Below are 17,600 nucleotides of genomic sequence, written 5' to 3'. Positions count from 1 at the left end.
CGTTCCCGCCCTGTGCGGCGGTGTCAGGCGAACTGCGCCAGCGGGCCGTCGAGTGGTGCGTCCGTCATCCGGTTGGCGAGCGTCGACAGGGTGTAGGCGCCGATGCCGAGGACCACCTCCAGTGCGTTGCGCGGGGTGTAGCCGTGGGACAGGAACGCCTCCATCGCCTCGTCGCCGACGGCCCCGTTCGTCGCGACGGCGGCCAGGATGAACTGCCGCAGCGCTTCCAGCCGTTCGTCGGGGAGCGGGGCGGCCTCGCGCAGGGCGTCGAGCAGGGCGGGCTCGGTGTCCAGGGAGGTGAGGATCGCGGTGTGGATGGCGATGCAGACGTGGCAGCCGTTCCGGGTGGCCATCGTCATGCTCAGGACCTCGCGGGAGAGCCGGTCCAGGGTGGTGGCCTCGAAGAGGGCGTTGATCTTCAGGAAGCCGTTCAGCAGCTCGGGGGAGATGGCCATCCGGGCGGCCGCGGCCGGCAGGAAGCCCTGTTTCTGCGCGATGGCCGCCAGGGCGGGGCGGGCGGCGGCGGGGGCGGAGGCGTGGGTGTGGTCGGGGAAGACGGTCGCGGACATGGGTGACCCCTCGCGGTAAAATCGACAACGTGATTGACGAAAACGTAAACCAGGTTGTCGAGTTTCGCAATGGCTGAGCGCGCGCGGAGGCGCTCCGACGAGGCGGGTGCGGGCTTCGAGCTGCCCCTGCTGCTGTTCGCCGGGTTCCGGTCGGTCATCGACGGGCTCCACCGCGAGCTGGCCGAGGAGGGCCACCTCGACCTGCGGCCCGCGTACGGCTACGCCCTTCAGGCGGTGGGCGTCGACGGGGCGACCGCCAGCGAGATCGGCCGCCGCCTCGGCGTCTCCAAACAGGCCGCCGGGAAGACCGTGGACCGGCTCGAAGCCCTCGGTTACGTGGAACGCGCCGACGATCCGGCCGACGGGCGCCGCAAGTTGGTCCTGCTGACCGCGCGGGGGATCGACGTCCTGGTCCGGTCCGCCGAGGGCTTCGACCGGCTGCGGGCCGAGTGGGTCCGCAAGCTGGGGGCCGAGCGGGTCCGCGCCCTGGAGGACGACCTGCGCGCGATGGCCCCCGACGGCGCCTTCCGGCTCGATGTGGCGTCCTGGTTCAACGGCTGAGGGTGGTCCCGGCGGCTTGGACTTTACTGACGAGAGATAGGATGTATGTGGCCCGCACCCTTTCCGTGGGCCCTTGTTTGCGGCAGCATGCACGCGTCGGCACCCAAGAGATCCGACCACTCGTGGTCGTGAAGGAGAGGGAACCATGGCACGACGCACCCATGTGCTCAGCGCTCTCGCGCTGGCGGCCGCCGCCGCGCTCATCCCCGTGACCGCCACCGCGCAGCAGTCCGCGCCCGCGCCCTCCGCGCCCGCCGGTACGTGCCGCGGGCCCGTGAAACCCGCCTCGCAGATGACCGTCGAGGCCTGCGACAGCCCCGCCCGGATCATCGAGAAGGCGGCCAACATCGTCCCCACCACCGGGCAACTGGCCTGGCAGCAGCGGGAGATCACCGCCTTCACGCACTTCGGGATGAACACCTTCACCGGCCGCGAATGGGGCTCGGGCACGGAGGACGAGAAGCTCTTCGCGCCCGGCAGCATCGACGCGGACCAGTGGATGCGCGCCTACAAGGCCGCCGGCGCCGAGCAGGTCATGCTCACCGTCAAGCACCACGACGGCTTCGTGCTCTACCCCAGCCGCTACACCGACCACTCCGTCGCCCTCAGCCCCGGCAGCCCCGACGTCGTCGCCGCCTACGTCAAGGCCGCCCGCAAGGCCGGGCTGAAGGTCGGCCTCTACCTCTCCCCGTCCGACGGAGCCGAACTCCCGCACGCCTGGCACGCCGACTGGGTCGAGCAGATCCGCGCCAAGCAGGCCGAGGGCAAGACGCTGAGCCTGCCCGAGCGGATGGCCCTGGAGGACGGCGACCGCGCCCCGGCCGGCCAGGGACGCTTCGGCAACGGCAGCGCCGTCACCGAGCGCACCATCCCCACCCTCGTCCCCGGCGACGACCGCGCCGCCCGCGTCAAGAGCGGCAAGCTGCCCAGCTTCACGGTCCGGGCCGACGACTACGACGCGTACTACCTCAACCAGCTGTACGAGATCTTCACCCAGTACGGGCCCGTCGAGGAGCTGTGGCTCGACGGCGCCAACCCCTGGTCGGGCTCCGGCATCACCCAGAAGTACGACGTCGAGCAGTGGTTCGACATGGTCGGGGCCCTCTCGCCGAACACCGTCGTCTTCCAGGGTCCGCAGGGCGTGCGCTGGGTCGGCAACGAGAACGGGACCGCCCGCGAGACCGAGTGGAGCGTGACCCCGCACACCACCGACCCGTGGACCGGACTCGGCGGCCTGCCCAACGACTCAACCGACACCGACATCGGCTCCCGCGCCAGGCTCCTCGGCCCCGACGTCAACTACCTCCAGTGGTACCCGGCCGAGGCCGACGTCTCCAACCGGCCCGGCTGGTTCTACCACGAGGACGAACAGCCCAAGACCGCCGCGCAGCTGATGGACCTGTACGAGAAGAGCGTGGGCCGCAACGCCTCACTCCTGCTCAACGTGCCGCCCGCGCCTGACGGCCGGATCGCCGGGGCGGACATGGCGTCACTGACCGCCTTCGGCGCCGGTCTGCGCCGGATCTACGGCACCGACGTACGCGAGCGGGGCCCGGGGCCCTACACCTTCGACCGCGTCGCCGTCCGCGAGGACATCCGGCACGGCCAGCGGGTGGAGAGGTTCGCCGTCGAGGCCGAGGTCGACGGGGTCTGGCAGCGGATCGCCGAGGGCACCACCATCGGCCACGAACGCATCCTGCCGCTCCCCGAGGCCGTCACCGCGTCGGCGGTCCGCGTCAAGGTGCTGGAGTCCCGGGCGAAGCCGCACCTGGGCGCCACGACCATGCACCTGACCGGCACGCCCTAGCCCTGCCCCCGGTCCAGGTAGGCCAGGACGGCCAGAACGCGGCGGTTGTCGTCGTCGGACGGGGGCAGGCCGAGCTTCCCGAAGATGTTCGAGGTGTGCTTGGCCACCGCCCGCTCCGTGATCACCATCTGCGAGGCGATCGCCGCGTTCGACCGGCCCTGGGCCATCAGCTCCATGACCTCCCGCTCGCGCGGCGTCAGACCGCCCATCGGCTTGTCCTGCGAACGCCGCGTCAGCAGCTGCGAGATGACCTGCGGGTCCATCGCCGTCCCGCCCGCCGCCACCCGGCGCACCGCGTCGATGAACTGGTCGGCGTCGAACACCCGGTCCTTGAGCAGATAGCCGATCCCGCCGTTGCCGTCCGCCAGCAGCTCGCGCGCGTACAGCTGCTCCACGTGCTGGGAGAGCACGAGCACCGGCAGACCGGGCCGCGCGCGCCGGGCCGCCAGCGCGCACTGCAACCCCTCGTCCGTGTGGGACGGCGGAAGCCGGACGTCGACCACGGCGACGTCCGGCTCCAACTCGGCAAAGGCCCTGGTCAGTTCGGGCCCGGTCTCGACGGCGGCCGCGATCTCGAAGTCGTACGCCTCAAGCATGCGGACCAGGCCGTCGCGCAGCAGGAAGAGATCTTCGGCTAGGACAACTCGCAAGGGATCTCCATGGTCACCATGGTGGGACCGCCCGCGGGGCTGCTGACGGCCATGATGCCGTCGAATGTACCGAGCCGGCGTTCGATTCCGCTCAGGCCCGAGCCCGCGCCGACCGTCGCGCCGCCCTTCCCGTTGTCCGTCACCGAGAACCTGAGCGCCCCCTCGCCGTGGTGCAGGTCCACCCAGATCCGTTCGGCGCCCGCGTGCTTCACCGCGTTCGTCAGCGCCTCGCTGACCGCGAAGTACGCCGCCGACTCGACCGGCGCCCCGGCCCGGCCGGTCAGCTCCACGTCCACCTCGCACGGGATTGGCAGCCGCAGCGCCAGCGCCTTCACCGCGTCCCCGAGCCCGCGCTCGGCCAGTACCGGCGGGTGGATGCCCCGGACCAGGTCACGCAGCTCGGTCAGCGCCTCGGCCGAGGACTCACGGGCCATCGCCAGGAGCTTCTTCGCCTGCTCCGGGTCCTTCTCGATGAGCGCCTCGACGGTGCCCAGGTTCATGCCCATGGCGACGAGCCTGGCCTGCGCCCCGTCGTGCAGGTCCCGCTCGATGCGGCGCAGCTCGGACGCGGCCGTGTCGACCGCCTCGTGCCGGGTCTCGGTCAACCGCTCGATGCGCTGCGCGAGTTCACGCTCGTGGGTGGGGGCGAGGACCGAGCGGGCGATCATGAAGTGGGCCCGCAGCAGGGGATTGCTCAGGAAGACGCCGGCCGTGAACAGCACCACGCCCAGCGCGGCGGCGAGCAGGGCCGTCCCCTGGCTGTCGACCGGGACGAACGCGTACCAGTACCGGTCGTCCGTGTAGACCCGCCACAGCCCCGCCGCCAGGACGATCCCCTCCACCGGGTAGAGCATCAGCGCCGACGCCAGCACGGCCACCGCGTAGCCGGCCGTCATGTCGACCAGCAGCCACTGGATGTCCCGCCAGGTCGCCGGGTCCTTCAGCATCAGCGTGGTCCGCTCCACCTGCCCGGTGAAGCCGCTGCGCACATCCTTCGGGAACGGGCGGTACGGGACCGGGATGCGCACGTTCGACCAGGTGATCGCCATCAGCCGGCGCTGGTTCGCGTGCTTGCGGACGGCCTCCAGCACCTGCGGGGTGGTGACCAGGCCGATGCCCAGCGGGATGAAGGCGATCGAGAGCACCGTCAGCACGAAGAGTGTGATGGACCCCGCCAGCGCGACGACCGACAGCACCAGCCCGCGCCCCGCGGCCAGCAGTGCCGACCTGACCCGTCCCATTTTCGCGTCCATCACGGTCCCTCTTCCCCTCGCCGGGGCCTCGTGCCGGCCCCGGTCCGCACACAGTCTGACCCGTCGGGCACCGCGGGCGTCAGCCGGTTCCCCACCCGGCGGGGGTGTACCCAGCACCACCCCGCTGACCTCGCCCTACGTCTCGCCGAGCGGGGGGTTCAGCGGCTGGGGCGGCGGCCGGCGCCTCCCTAGATTCGAGGAGCAACGTCGGACATCCAGCAACAGGGGGCGAACCCGCCATGAGGCGTAACCTCGCGGCACGTATCGGTGTGTGGAGCGCACACCATCGCAAGACGGCCATTTTCGGCTGGCTGCTCTTCGTCGTACTCGCCGCGGGCATCGGCGGAGCTTCGGGCATGGTCGAGATGACCGACGCGGAGAACGGTGCCGGCGACTCGGCCCGCGCCGAACAGATCCTGTCCGACGCGGGTCTCGGTCACCGGGCCGGTGAACTCGTCATGGTGTCGGCGGCCGAGCCCGACGGCTGGCGGACCGCCGCGCGGGAGCTGACCGCCGCCCTCGACAGGACCGGCGAGGTCACGGGCCTGGCGGACCCGGTCCGCTCCGAGGACGGCAAGGACGCGCTGATCACCTTCGAGATGAAGGGCGACGCGGGCACCGCGTCCGACCGGGTGCAGCCGGTGCTCGACGCCGTGGCCGGGGTGGAGGAGAAGCGGCCGGACGTCACCATCCACCAGTTCGGCGACGCCAGCGCCGGCAAGTGGCTCGGCGACCTGCTCTCCGAGGACTTCAAGAAGGCCGAGTTCACCGCCGTACCCCTGGCCCTGGGCATCCTGCTCGTCGCCTTCGGAGCCGTCGTCGCGGCCCTGCTGCCCGTGGGGCTGGCCCTCACCGCGTGCATGGCGGCCTTCGGACTGCTCTCGCTGGCCAGCCACCAGCTGCACCTCTTCCAGACCACGTACTCCGTGATGTTCCTGATGGGCTTCGCCGTCGGCGTCGACTACTGCCTGTTCTACCTGCGGCGCGAACGCGACGAGCGGGCCGCCGGACGCGACGCCGAGACCGCCCTGCGCATCGCCGCCGCCACCAGCGGCCGGGCCGTGCTGGTCTCCGGGCTCACCGTGATGGTCGCGATGGCCGGGATGTTCCTGTCCGGGCTGATGCTCTTCAAGGGCTTCGCCCTCGCCACGATCATCGTCGTCCTCATCGCCATGCTCGGCTCCGTGACGGTGCTGCCCGCCCTGCTGTCCTGGCTGGGCGACCGCGTCGACGCGGGCAGGGTGCCGCTGCTGAACCGGCGCGGCAAGCGGGGCGGCAAGCAGAGCGGCCGACTCGCCGGCCGGCTGCTGCGGCCCGTCCTGAGGAGCCCGAAGTTCTTCGCCGCCGCCTCCGTCGCCGTCCTGCTCGCGCTCGCCGTGCCCGCCATCGGCATGAAGACCGAGTCCCTCGGCCTGGAGAAGCAGTTCGGCTCCGACTCCGCGCTGTCCGTCGCCTACCGCCACATCAGCGACACCTTCCCCGGCGGCCCCGCCCCCGCCCAGGTCGTCGTCGAGGCCGACGACATCACGGCCCCCGCCGTCCGCAAGGCCCTCGCCGGCTTCGACCACGTCACCGTGCACCGGGCGCAGAACGTCGCCGAGATCGAGGTCCCGCTGCCGGACGGGAAGGACGGCCTCGCCGAACTGCGCGAGGAGCGGCTGCCCGCCGCCTTCGGCTCGACCGGCGCCCGCGCCTACGTCACCGGTGAGGTGGCCGGGTCCGTCGACTTCAACGACCAGCTGAAGCGCGGCATCGCCCCCGTCTTCCTCTTCATCACCGCGGTGACGTTCCTGCTGATGCTGTTCTGCTTCCGCTCGTACGTCATCGCCGTCACCTCGATCCTGCTCAACCTGCTCTCGGTGGCCGCCGCGTACGGGGTGATGACCGCCGTCTTCCAGCACGGCTGGGGCGCCGGTCTGATCGGCTCGGAAGGCGTCGGCGCGGTCGAGGCATGGATGCCGCTGTTCGTCCTCGTCGTCCTGTTCGGCCTTTCGATGGACTACCACGTCTTCGTGGTCTCCCGGATCCGCGAGGCGCACGGTCGCGGGCTCTCCACCCCGGCCGCGATCGACGAGGGCATCCGGCGCACGGCCGGGGCGGTGACCGGCGCCGCCGTGATCATGGTGGCGGTGTTCTCGGTCTTCGCGACCCTCTCGATGCAGGACATGCAGCAGATGGGCGTCGGCCTGGCCGTCGCGGTACTGCTGGACGCCACGATCGTACGGATGGTGCTGCTGCCCTCCGTGATGGCGATGCTCGGCGAGCGCAACTGGCGCACCCCGCGCGGCCTCGGCCGGCTGCGGGCCATGGACCACGGCGAACCGGAGCCGGCCGCCCCCGCGACCCCGGTGGGACCCGGGGTGCGCGGCTGACCCCGGACGGACCGGACGGGCTCCGGCCCCGGTGCACCGCACCGGGGCCGGAGCCCGTTGTGTTCACACGAGTGCTCAGGGGGCGTACTTGTACCCCACCCGCCGCACCGTCTGGATCGAACGGCGGTGCTCGGCACCGAGCTTGCGGCGCAGCCGGGCGATGTGGACATCGACGGTGCGCCCGTCGCCCACGTGCCCGTACCCCCAGACCGTGGTCACCAACTGATCGCGGGTGTGCACCCGGTGGGGGTGCGCCACCAGATGGGCGAGGAGCTCGAACTCCAGGTAGGTGAGGTCGAGCAGCTGCCCGTTCACCGAGGCGGAGCGCTGGACGGGGTCGATGGTCACCGGCCCGTCCGCCGCCGCGTCCACCGGCTGCTCCGGCACCGTGTACTGGGCGGCGGCAGCGGCGAAGGCCGGCTGCTGGTCGGCGGGCACGAGCACCAGGTAACCGACCATCGGCGGCCGGCCCGGCAGAGTGGGCAGGGTGTGCTGAGGCGCCGGCAGCCAGGTCGCGTCCGGCGTGAGGAACGCGGATACGTCGGCCTGCCGGACGACCTCGTCGGGGGCGACGGCACGCAGCCGGTGCCGGTTGGGGGACTGGGAACGGACGGATGCGGTCGCAGCGGCCACCGCCGGCGCTGCGGTGGCAGCGGCTGCGGCGGAGAAGGAACGGGTGTTCGCCATGAGGGGTCAGCTCTTTCGCGCGAAGGAGTCGTCTGTGGACGGACTTGCTGCGTGCGCGCGGACCGGAGGCCGGGTGAGCGGCTTCAGAGGGCCGGCGCGTTCAGCGCGCGGCAACACACCCGGTCGAAGTCGTGATGCTGACGGGAGGGCCAGAACGGCTCTAGGTCGCTGCGACCTGCCGAGGTGTGCGGGTAACTGGCCATGCCCCCATTGAACCAGAGAACGGCACCCCGGAGCAGACCTCTTCCACCCGTCGATACCGACCCTTTGCGTTACGTTCCTCACGCCGACCCGGAACCGGCCCCACCGCCTGCCCGGAACCGGCCTCTCCAGCCCCACCAGCCGCTTGCGCCGGTCCAGACCGCCGGGATGGCTCTCCCGGGCATCGGGTCCGGCCGGGACCGCTTCAGTGCGCCTGGGGTCCCGGCCGGGTCATGGCCAGGGGGACGACCACGCGGTCGAACTCCTCGGCGTCGATTCCGCAGGCGATGGCCGCCTGTCGCAGCGTCAGGTCCTCATCCATGGCCTTGTGAGCGATCGCCGACGCCTTGTCGTAGCCGATCACTGGTGACAGAGCCGTCACCATCATCACCGAGCTGTCGACGTACTCCTTGATCCTGCGCTTGTCGAGAGTGGTTCCCTCGATCATGAAGCGCCGGAAATGGTTGCACATGTCGCCCATGATTCTCATGCTGTGGAGGAGGTTGGCGAGGATGATCGGCCGGAAGGCGTTGAGCTCGAAGTTCCCCTCCTTCCCCGCGACCGCCACAGTCGTGTCGTTGCCGATGACCTGGATGGCCACCATCAGCATGGCCTCGGCCTGTGTCGGGTTGACCTTGCCCGGCATGATCGACGAGCCCGGCTCGTTCGACGGCAGCACCAGTTCGTGAAGGCCGGCCCGTGGGCCCGACCCGAGCCATCGCAGATCGTTGGCGATCTTGAAGAGGGTGACGGCCAGATTGCGCAGCCCGCCGGAGCAGCGGACCAGAGCGTCAAGAGATCCTTGAGCGGCGAACTTGTTCGGTGCGGTGACGAAGGGGCGTCCGGTCAGATCGGCGATCGCCTCAGCCATCCGTCCGTCGAATCCCTGAGCGGTGTTGAGACCGGTACCGACGGCCGTGCCGCCGACCGCGAGACGCGGCAATCCGGACGAATCCGCCACCAGTGCGTCTCGTGCGTCCTGAACCATCGCGGCGTAGCCGGACCATTCCTGGCCCACGGTCAGTGGTGTTGCGTCCTCAAGATGGGTCCGGCCGATCTTCACCACGTCGTTCCACTGCCGGCTCTTGTCGCTCAGCGCCTTCTGCAGGTCGTCGAGCTGCGGCAGTACGTGCTGGTGAAGCATGGTGTCGGCTGCGATGTGCATCGCTGTGGGGAAGGTGTCGTTCGAGGACTGCGACATGTTCACGTGGTCGTTGGGGTGTACGGGCCTCTTGGTCCCCAGCTCGCCGCCCACCAGCTGAATGCACCTGTTGGAGATGACCTCGTTGACGTTCATGTTCGACTGCGTGCCTGAGCCGGTCTGCCATACGAAGAGCGGGAATTCGCTGTCGAGCTGTCCGGAGACGACCTCGTCCGCAACCGTGCCGATGAGGCTGCCCATCCAGGCCGGCAGGCTGCCCGCCGCGGTGTTGATACGTGCCGCTGCCTTCTTGACGATTCCGTACGCCCGGTAGACCTCGATGGGCATGCGGTCCTTGTCCCCGCCGATGTCGAAATGCTGGAGCGAGCGTTGGGTCTGCGCCCCCCAGTAGTGATCGGCCGGGACCCGCACGGCACCGAGGGAATCGCTCTCCTCGCGGGTCCCGGAGGTGTGCAGCCCGATTGCGATGTCGAGTACGCGGGGCGCCTGGCCGGAGTTCTGCGTCATCGCGCGTCACACCGCCTCGACCGTCGAGTACTCGGGCCACCACACATTCCGCCGGACGGCTTCCACCGGCTCATCGATCGTTGCTCGGGCCAGTCCCTGCTCGACAGCGGTCTGCACCACTTGAACGGCGACGATGCTCGACGTCGTCCGCAGTTCCGAGTTGGAGGGAAGGAGCGAAGCCCCCGGCGTGCTCACGTCCGCCTGCCCGGCCACCGCCTCCGCGGCGGCCTGCAGCATTTCGGGGGAGACCTTTGAGGCGCGGGAAGCAATGACGCCCAGCCCCAGCCCCGGGTAGAGCGCGGCGTTATTGGCTTGGCCGATACGGTGGACGACCCCGTCGCGTTCGACATCGTCGAATGGGGCGCCCGTCGCGACCAGGCACTTTCCATCCGTCCATTCCAGCAGATGTGCTGGAGTGGCCTCGTGCAGACTGGTCGGGTTCGACAAGGGGAAAACGATCGGGCGCTCCACGGAGGCCGCCATCTTCCGCACGATCTCCTCGGTGAACATGCCAGGAGTGGTCGACGTGCCGATGAGGATCGTGGGCTTCACGGCAGCCACCACCGTGGCGAGGTCGATGATTCCGTCGCCCGAAGCTGCCCGCGCTCGCAGGCCGGCCATGGCCGGCCAGCGCGTTTCGGCGGCGGTGACCACGTCGCACGGAGTGCGGGCCAGATCTTGGACCTCGGCCGAAGGCCGGGCGTAGGGACGCTGGTAGGGCAGCAGATCCGGCCCGAGATCCTCGGTCAGCAGGCCCGGCAGGTCAACGATCCAGATCCGCCGGGTGGCTTCGTCCTTCGACAGCCCGGACCGCACCATCTGATCGCGGATCTGGTCCGCGATCCCGCACCCGGCGCTTCCCCCTCCGAGGACCACCGCGCGCTGACCGGTCCACGGAGTCCCGCTCAGCCGGACCGCGTTGAGCAGACCGGCCATCACGACGGCTCCTGTGCCCTGGACGTCGTCGTTGAAGGACGGAACCCGGTCCGCATAGGTGTCCAGGATCCGGCGGGCGTTCGTGGACCCGAAGTCCTCCCAGTGCAGAAGGGCCTTGGGGAACAGTTTCTGCGCCGCGGTGACGTAGGCCTCGATGAAGGCGTCGTACTCCTTGCCGCGCTTCCGGCCGTGGCGGTACCCGATGTACATCGGGTCGTTGAGGAGTTTCTCGTTGTTCGTGCCCGCGTCCAGGATCACCGGAATGACCCGGTACGGGTCGATGCCGGCCGCGGCGGTGTAGACCGCGAGCTTGCCCACCGCGATGTCGATCCCGTTGGAACCCCAGTCGCCGATACCCAGGATTTCTTCGGCATCGGAGGCGACCAGCAGGTCGATGTCGTCGCCGTCGGCCCCGAACGCGGCGAGACGAGCCTCGACGCTCTCCGGATCCCCGAGGCTCAAATACACCCCGCGGGGCCGGGTGAAGACCTCGCTGTAGCTCTCGATCGCTTCGCCCACAACAGGGTCGTACACCACCGGAAGCATTTCCAGCAGGTGACGCTGGAGCAAGGCATAGAACAATGTGACGTTGTTGTCGTGCAGCCGCCACATGTACACATGCTTGGCCAGATCGGTGGGTTCCGAGGAATAGGCCGCGTACGCGCGATCCAGCTGCTGCTCCATATCCGCGGTGACCGCCGGAGGAAGCAGCCCGTCCAGACCGAGCGCCGCGCGCTCCCCCTCGCTGAATGCGGTGCCCTTGTTCAGCCCCGGATCCCGCAGGACTTCGTAGCCGCGCGCCGTCGTACGGATCACTCGCTTGTCACCATTGCGACGGGGCTGTGCTTGGCGGGTGTACCGCATTCCATCCTCCTGCAAGGCGTAGTGACGCTTCCTACGACATCGCGATAAAGGAAGTCTCACCCACCCGATTGCAACCCGCACCTTCGAAAAGCTCATGCCGGAGGTGTCCGCGCTCAGCCGCGTGACAACGCCGGAGGGGGCGCCCACCGGACTTTTGGTGGGCGCCCCCTCGTACGGGCGTCGGTGCCTGGGCTCAGACCTGGCCGGCCTTCTCCAGCGCCGTGCAGCAGGTGTCCACGATCAGCCGCGTGACGACGTACGGGTCGACGTTGGCGTTGGGGCGGCGGTCCTCGATGTAGCCCTTGCGGTCCTGCTCGACCTGCCACGGGATGCGGACCGAGGCGCCGCGGTCGGAGACGCCGTAGCTGTACTCGTTCCACGGGGCGGTCTCGTGCAGTCCGGTCAGCCGGTCGTCGATGCCCGCGCCGTAGTTCTTGACGTGGTCCATCGGCTTCGAGCCCTCGCCCAGCGACTCGCACGCGGTGATGATCGCGTCGTAGCCCTCGCGCATCGCCCTGGTGGAGAAGTTGGTGTGCGCGCCCGCGCCGTTCCAGTCGCCCTTGACGGGCTTCGGGTCGAGGGTCGCGGAGACGTCGAAGTCCTCGGCGGTGCGGTAGAGCAGCCAGCGGGCGATCCACAGCTGGTCGGAGACCTCCAGCGGGGACAGCGGGCCCACCTGGAACTCCCACTGGCCCGGCATGACCTCGGCGTTGATGCCGGAGATGCCCAGGCCCGCCTTCAGGCAGTTGTCGAGGTGCTTCTCGACGATCTCGCGGCCGAAGATCTCGTCCGCGCCGACCCCGCAGTAGTAGCCGCCCTGAGCGGCGGGGAAGCCGCCCTCGGGGAAGCCGAGCGGCCGGTGGCCGTCGAAGAACGTGTACTCCTGCTCGATGCCGAAGATCGCCTCCTGCCCGGCGAACCGCTCGGAGAACGGACGCAGCAGTGCCCGCGTGTTGGAGGCGTGCGGGGTCATGTCGATGTCGAAGACCTCGCACAGGACCAGGACGTCGCCGCCGCCGCGGATCGGGTCCGGACACGTGAAGACCGGCTTCAGCACCCGGTCCGAGGCATGGCCCTCGGCCTGGCTGGTGCTCGACCCGTCGAAGCCCCAGACGGGCAGCTGGGCCACGTCGGACGACGGGGCACCGGGCATGATCTTGGTCTTGGAGCGGAGCTTGGCGGTCGGCTCGGTGCCGTCGATCCAGATGTACTCAGCCTTGAACGTCACGGAAGCCATCCTTTGCGGGTGCTGCGGTGTATGCGACGCAGCTTCGCAAGGCGCGATTTCCCGACCGTTGCCCTCGTGTGAACCCCGTGTTACCGGGGTTTCCCGGCCGTCCGGCCCATAAGGCCTCATCCCTCCCGGTGCCGGAGCAGGTGCGCGAAGCCCGCGCCGCTGATCCGCCGCCGCAGCTCCGTCTCGCCGGTGCCCAGCGCCCGCGCGGCGACGGGCAGCCGCCAGTCCGCGTCGGCCAGCCGCCGCAGCAGGTATCCGCGCCGGATCTGCGCCTCGGACAGCCGGAACGTCTTCAGATACGCGACCCGCCCCTTGTGGTCGGTGACCGTCTCGCCGATGTGCTGCCCGGTCCCGTCGCGTACGAACGGCGGCAGGAACCGCCACAGCGTGAACCCGCCCATCCGGTACACCCGTTCGAAGCCGTACGAGGTGTCCAGCAGCTCCCGCGCGAAGAGCGTGTCGTGCGCCTCGGCCCACGCCCGCTCCTGCTCCCGCGCTGCCGCCCGCAGCCCCGCCACCGTCCGCAACCCGGGCCCGTCCGCGATGCGCGCCCCGAACTCCGGGACCGGCGCCCCGTACATCGCGTACTGGTGGACCAGCTCACCGAACAGGTCCTCCACGAGCGTGGGGTGCAGCAGCCGGTAGTCGTCCGGGTGGGGGACGACGAAGGCGGCGGCCAGGGCGTCCGCGGCGTACACCAGCACCCCGCACTGGCCCGGATGGATCTCGAACGCCCGCAGCGCGTCCCCGAGCCCGCGCACCGACCGGCCCAGGTAGGCGTCCTCGGCACGCGGCGAGAGCCCGTCGCGCAGCGCCTGCCGCGACCACTCCTCCCAGGCCGTCGAGGGACCGCCGAAGTGCAGCGCCAGATAGCCCTCCAATGCCAGGTGCAGCGGCAGGAAACGCAGCCGGTCACCGGCCTGCCGCTCGGCGAGCCGGTGATGGCGGTGGCGCGGCAGCCGCAGGACCCGGGCCGGCCCGCCGGGCCGGCTCCGCCCGTCGTCGGCGCCGAGCTGCGTCCCGTACGCGGCACCGGCCGCCCCCTCACCGGACCAGTCGGCGACGAACCCGTGCGGAATGTACGAGGTGTCATGCGTACGCGCCCCCACCCGCACCGCCCCGGTCCCGCCTCCCGCGTACACCTCCCGGTGCAGTCGCAGCCCCTCGACGGGACGCTCACGCACCAGCGGCACCAGCCGGATGCCGCCCCACACCTGCGAGGGGCGGACGGCCAGTCCGGTCAGCTCCAGCCGGTTCACCGCGCCCCGCCCGTCTCCGTGAACCGGGCGGCCCGCCGGTCCAGATACGCGTACAGCTCGGCGGACCCGGTGCGCCCCTCGGAGAACCGGGCGATCTCCACCAGCGCCGGCAGGTCCTCGGCGTCCCGGATCCCCGCGGTCGGCACGCTCGCCGACAGCCGCCGGACGTCAAATCCGTCCGCGTCGTATACGGGGTTCACGTGCACCACCGCCGTACGCCGGTCCGGGTCGATCCGGGCCCGCCATACCCGCAGCACCTCACCCGCGAGCCCCGGCGGGGCGTTGTCCCAGCCGTCCGAGACGATGACCAGCCGGTCGGGGCCGTGCTCCAGGGCATCGACGACCCGGGTGCCGAGCGGGGTCGGCCCCCACGGCACGACCAGCAGCGGATCACTGGTCCCGGTCGTCCACAGCGGGGTGTACGCGCCGGGCGCGGCGAGCGCCTCCAGCAGGAAATGGCAGGCCAGCGCCACGGCGAGCGGCCGGCGCCGCTTCTCGCCCGAACCGGACGAGGAGTAGCTGTCGTCCAGGACGGCGGCCACCCGCCCCCAGCTCCCGGCATGCGGACCCGCCGCGCGGCGGGCGGCCGCGCGCAGCGCCCCGGTCAGCTCCTCGCGGCGACGCGCACGCGCCTGTCGGCCCAGCGACAGGACGTACAGCGCGAGCCTGGTCAGCGGCATCACCGTCAGATCGACGCCCGCCGGCGGATCCGGCGGACCGTCCGCACGCTCCCCCTGGGTGCGCAGCCGCTCCAGCCGGGTCATCCGGGGCACCATCCGCTCCACGAACGCCTCCCGCTTCATCCCGTGCCGGGCCGCGAACCCCTCCGCGACGGTGAACGGCAGCTCGCCGACCGCGCCCTGTTCGTAGTGCGCGCGGCGCCAGGCGTCCAGCAGCCGGTGCGCGTAACGCGGCAGCGACCCCGGCCGGAACAGGAACGCGCCCAGCTCACCGTCGGGCGCGGCGCCGGTGCCCAGGCCGTCGAGCCGCAGGTGGGCGTGGCGGACAGCGGTCTTCAGCCCGGCCCGGTACTTCACCGCGTCGTGCGCCGCGTCCGGCCGCGCGGCCAGCCAGTCCCGCATGATCGCGCGGGTGCGCCGGTTGTTGACCCGGGCCGCGCGCAGCTCCCGGAACAGCCGGTAGACCCGCTGCGGCGGCAGCTTCGCCAGCCGCGCCGCGATCAGCGCCCCCTCGGCGCGCCGCTCCTCCACCGAGGCGTCGGCCGCGTGCTCCAGCAGACCGCGCACGATGCGTGCGGCGTTGTGGTCGTTGATGTCCAGGGCGAGCGAAGTGGCGTACACCCGGCGGTAGTTGACCCGCACGTACGCGTGCAGGAAGTCCAGCGAGAGCCGCTGCCGGTACGCCTGGGTGCGGAACTCGCGCTGCCCGGTGGCGGTGATCGCGGCGTTGACGAAGAGGAGTACGTCCTCCGCGGCGACGAGACCGGCGCGGCCCTCGGCCCCGGTCGTGGTTCCGGTCGTCATGATGTGTGTCCCCCGTGGCGTTCCGGGCGGCGGTACGCGCGCCCGGAAGCCGGCCGGGGAATGAGGGGGCGAACAGCGAAAAATTTGCTTTACAGGCAAGTCCCGGAAGTCGCCCCGGAGTCCCGCGGCCGGCCCCGCCAACGTAACCTTCCGGCCCGGAGCCCCGCCACCGCATTGCCCGGCGGCCAGGGGGCGTCGGCCCGGGGCACACACAGGCGCGCCGGGGCCGCCTCCATCCCGACCGCGCCGGGCCCCGCCGCCCGGGTCGCGCGGGCGCACCGGTACCGCCGCCGCCCCGCCCGCACCGGGCACACTGGTCCCATGACGACACCCGAGACCCCCCTGCGCATCGGCCTGGCAGGCACCGGCCCCTGGGCCCGCAACACCCACGCTCCCGCGCTGGCCGCCCATCCCGGCGCCGTGCTCAGCGGAGTGTGGGGCCGCCGCGCCGAGGCCGCCGCTGAACTGGCCGCCGCGCACGGCGCCCCCGCCCACTCCGGCGACACGGGGCTCGACGAGCTGTTCGCCGCGAGCGACGCCATCGCGTTCGCGCTGCCGCCGGACGTACAGGCCCCGCTGGCCGCCCGCGCCGCCGAGGCCGGCTGCCACCTGATCATGGACAAGCCGGTCGCCACCACGGTCGACGGAGCCCGGCTGGTCGCCGAGGCCGCCGAGCAGGCCCGGGTCGCCTCCGTCGTCTTCTGCACGCTGCGGTTCGCGCCCCGGACCTCGGCCTGGATCGCCGAACAGGGCGCGGTGGGCGACTGGTTCACCGCCCGCGCGGAGTGGATCGGCGCGCTGTGGGCCCCCGGGGCGGACAGCGAGTACGCCGCCTCCCCCTGGCGCCGCGAGCGGGGCGGCCTGTGGGACGTCGGCCCGCACGCCCTCTCGGTCCTGATCCCGCTCCTGGGCGACGTCACCGGACTGACCGCCGCCCGGGGCCCCTCCGACGCCCACCACCTCGTCCTGCGCCACACCTCGGGAGCCTCCAGCACGGTGACCCTCGCCCTGGGCGCCCCGGTAGCCGCGACCGGGGTGGAGGTCGTGCTCAGGGGCGAGCACGGCGTGGCCGAACTGCCGAAGTGGGACGGCGCGGTGGAGGCGTTCGCGGCGGCGGTGGACGCGCTGATCACCTCGGTGCGCACGGGCGAGGCCCACCCCTGCGACGTACGCTTCGGCCTCCGCCTCACCGAACTGCTGGCCGAGGCGGAGGCGCTGGCGGGCACGGGGGAGTAGCGGCGGCTGCTCAGCGGCCCATCGCGTCCCGGACCGCCTCGTCGGTGCGGGCGACGACGGCGGTACCGTCCTGCGCCGTGATGATGGGCCGCTGGATCAGCTTCGGGTGATCGGCGAGCGCGGTGATCCACCGCTCCCGGGCCTCCGTGTCGCGCGGCCAGTCCTTGAGGCCCAGCTCCTTCGCGTCCGCCTCCTGGGTCCGCGTGATGTCCCACGGTTCGAGCCCGAGCCGGTCGAGCACGGCCCGGATCTCCTCGGACGACGGCACGTCCTCCAGGTAACGGCGGACCGTGTAGTGGGCCCCCTCCGCGTCGAGCAGCCGCACCGCGCTGCGGCACTTGGAACAGGCGGGATTGATCCAGATCTCCATGGGGCCAAAGGTACGGGACGGACGCGCGGAGGATCCACGAAAGCCCCTCTGGCCAGGGGCGATTGTCAGTGCCCGGCGGTAAAATGGGGGGTAGTTCGTGAGGGTTCCCAGGAGTACCGCCACCGCGCCAGGAGGTTGCCCATGGCCGTTGCCGCAGTCACGACCGAGCCGCTGACCAAGACGCCGCCGACCAAGACCCCGTTCCAGCCCCTGAGGAAGAAGCGGCTCCCCGCCGGCCGCCCCCGCGAGTGGTACGTCTCGCACAACCGCCGCCTCAAGGCGATGCGCCTGGCCATCGCCCTGCTGGACTCCGGCGTCTACCTCCCGTCCAGCGCGAACAACGCCCGGATACGCACGACCGCCGAGCGCCTCGGCATCCACCCGCCGTCCGACACCACCTGCCGCATGGTCCGCGCCCTCATCCGCTACGGCCGCTGACCGAAGG

Annotated in this window: 15 protein-coding genes; 5 read left to right on the top strand and 10 right to left on the bottom strand. The window is 71.2% G+C overall.

What is annotated here, in order from left to right; translation table 11 throughout:
- Nucleotides 1-23: 23 nt before the first annotated feature.
- Complete coding sequence (locus tag P8A18_RS08225; RefSeq protein WP_306053125.1) at nucleotides 24-569, bottom strand: carboxymuconolactone decarboxylase family protein; 546 nt, start codon at nucleotides 567-569, stop codon at nucleotides 24-26.
- Nucleotides 570-638: 69 nt separating this feature from the next.
- Here P8A18_RS08225 and P8A18_RS08220 point away from each other — a divergent pair, with 69 nt between their 5' ends.
- Nucleotides 639-1,130, top strand: coding sequence for a MarR family winged helix-turn-helix transcriptional regulator (locus tag P8A18_RS08220; protein WP_306053123.1), 492 nt, complete (start codon nucleotides 639-641; stop codon nucleotides 1,128-1,130).
- Between the two features lie 145 nt (nucleotides 1,131-1,275).
- Nucleotides 1,276-2,937 carry an alpha-L-fucosidase gene (locus tag P8A18_RS08215; RefSeq protein WP_306053121.1) on the top strand — a complete coding sequence of 554 codons (1,662 nt, stop codon included), beginning with the start codon at nucleotides 1,276-1,278 and terminating at the stop codon, nucleotides 2,935-2,937.
- Here P8A18_RS08215 and P8A18_RS08210 read toward each other — a convergent pair.
- Together P8A18_RS08210 and P8A18_RS08205 are read right to left on the bottom strand one after the other, a co-directional pair.
- Entirely contained in the window at nucleotides 2,934-3,587 is a 654-nt protein-coding gene (locus P8A18_RS08210; RefSeq protein WP_026249341.1) for a LuxR C-terminal-related transcriptional regulator, read from the bottom strand. The two genes, P8A18_RS08215 and P8A18_RS08210, sit on opposite strands and share 4 nt — an antisense overlap.
- The gene (locus tag P8A18_RS08205) at nucleotides 3,572-4,840 is read right to left on the bottom strand and encodes a sensor histidine kinase (RefSeq protein ID WP_306060754.1); all 1,269 of its coding nucleotides are present in this window, start codon (nucleotides 4,838-4,840) and stop codon (nucleotides 3,572-3,574) included. The genes P8A18_RS08210 and P8A18_RS08205 overlap by 16 nt, the downstream gene beginning before the upstream one ends.
- Before the next feature lie 239 nt (nucleotides 4,841-5,079).
- Here P8A18_RS08205 and P8A18_RS08200 point away from each other — a divergent pair, with 239 nt between their 5' ends.
- The gene (locus P8A18_RS08200; protein WP_306053117.1) at nucleotides 5,080-7,212 is read left to right on the top strand and encodes an MMPL family transporter; all 2,133 of its coding nucleotides are present in this window, start codon (nucleotides 5,080-5,082) and stop codon (nucleotides 7,210-7,212) included.
- Nucleotides 7,213-7,287: 75 nt separating this feature from the next.
- Here the strand turns inward: P8A18_RS08200 and P8A18_RS08195 are convergent, their stop codons facing one another.
- From P8A18_RS08195 to P8A18_RS08170, 6 genes are all read right to left on the bottom strand, one after another.
- Complete coding sequence (locus tag P8A18_RS08195; protein WP_306053115.1) at nucleotides 7,288-7,899, bottom strand: winged helix-turn-helix domain-containing protein; 612 nt, start codon at nucleotides 7,897-7,899, stop codon at nucleotides 7,288-7,290.
- A gap of 406 nt (nucleotides 7,900-8,305) precedes the next feature.
- On the bottom strand, nucleotides 8,306-9,769 hold the full coding sequence (locus P8A18_RS08190; RefSeq protein ID WP_306053113.1) for a class II fumarate hydratase: 1,464 nt from the start codon (nucleotides 9,767-9,769) through the stop codon (nucleotides 8,306-8,308).
- A gap of 6 nt (nucleotides 9,770-9,775) precedes the next feature.
- Nucleotides 9,776-11,569 (bottom strand): NAD-dependent malic enzyme, encoded by a 1,794-nt coding sequence (locus tag P8A18_RS08185; protein ID WP_306053111.1) that lies wholly within the window; start codon nucleotides 11,567-11,569, stop codon nucleotides 9,776-9,778.
- Nucleotides 11,570-11,762: 193 nt separating this feature from the next.
- Nucleotides 11,763-12,797 carry a glutamine synthetase gene (gene glnII / locus P8A18_RS08180; RefSeq protein ID WP_306053109.1) on the bottom strand — a complete coding sequence of 345 codons (1,035 nt, stop codon included), beginning with the start codon at nucleotides 12,795-12,797 and terminating at the stop codon, nucleotides 11,763-11,765.
- Nucleotides 12,798-12,922: 125 nt separating this feature from the next.
- Nucleotides 12,923-14,065 (bottom strand): ARPP-2 domain-containing protein, encoded by a 1,143-nt coding sequence (locus P8A18_RS08175; protein ID WP_306053107.1) that lies wholly within the window; start codon nucleotides 14,063-14,065, stop codon nucleotides 12,923-12,925.
- A complete protein-coding gene (locus P8A18_RS08170) occupies nucleotides 14,062-15,549 on the bottom strand; it encodes a hypothetical protein (protein ID WP_306053105.1) in 1,488 nt (495 codons plus the stop codon). Before P8A18_RS08170 ends, P8A18_RS08175 begins: the two co-directional genes overlap by 4 nt.
- Nucleotides 15,550-15,870: 321 nt before the next feature.
- Here P8A18_RS08170 and P8A18_RS08165 point away from each other — a divergent pair, with 321 nt between their 5' ends.
- Complete coding sequence (locus P8A18_RS08165) at nucleotides 15,871-16,785, top strand: Gfo/Idh/MocA family protein (RefSeq protein WP_306053104.1); 915 nt, start codon at nucleotides 15,871-15,873, stop codon at nucleotides 16,783-16,785.
- A 10-nt stretch (nucleotides 16,786-16,795) separates the two neighbouring features.
- Here P8A18_RS08165 and P8A18_RS08160 read toward each other — a convergent pair whose 3' ends face one another.
- Nucleotides 16,796-17,155: an arsenate reductase family protein gene (locus P8A18_RS08160; protein ID WP_306053102.1), complete on the bottom strand. Its 360-nt coding sequence runs from the start codon at nucleotides 17,153-17,155 to the stop codon at nucleotides 16,796-16,798.
- Between the two features lie 141 nt (nucleotides 17,156-17,296).
- Between P8A18_RS08160 and P8A18_RS08155 the strand changes: the two genes are divergently transcribed.
- Nucleotides 17,297-17,593 (top strand): hypothetical protein, encoded by a 297-nt coding sequence (locus P8A18_RS08155; RefSeq protein ID WP_306053100.1) that lies wholly within the window; start codon nucleotides 17,297-17,299, stop codon nucleotides 17,591-17,593.
- Nucleotides 17,594-17,600: the final 7 nt, after the last annotated feature.

The sequence above is a fragment of the Streptomyces sp. Mut1 genome (assembly GCF_030719295.1).
Taxonomy (GTDB): Bacteria; Actinomycetota; Actinomycetes; order Streptomycetales; family Streptomycetaceae; genus Streptomyces; species Streptomyces castrisilvae.
The sequence above is the reverse complement of the archived record's forward strand: the minus strand, read 5'-3'. Positions and strand labels throughout refer to the sequence as shown.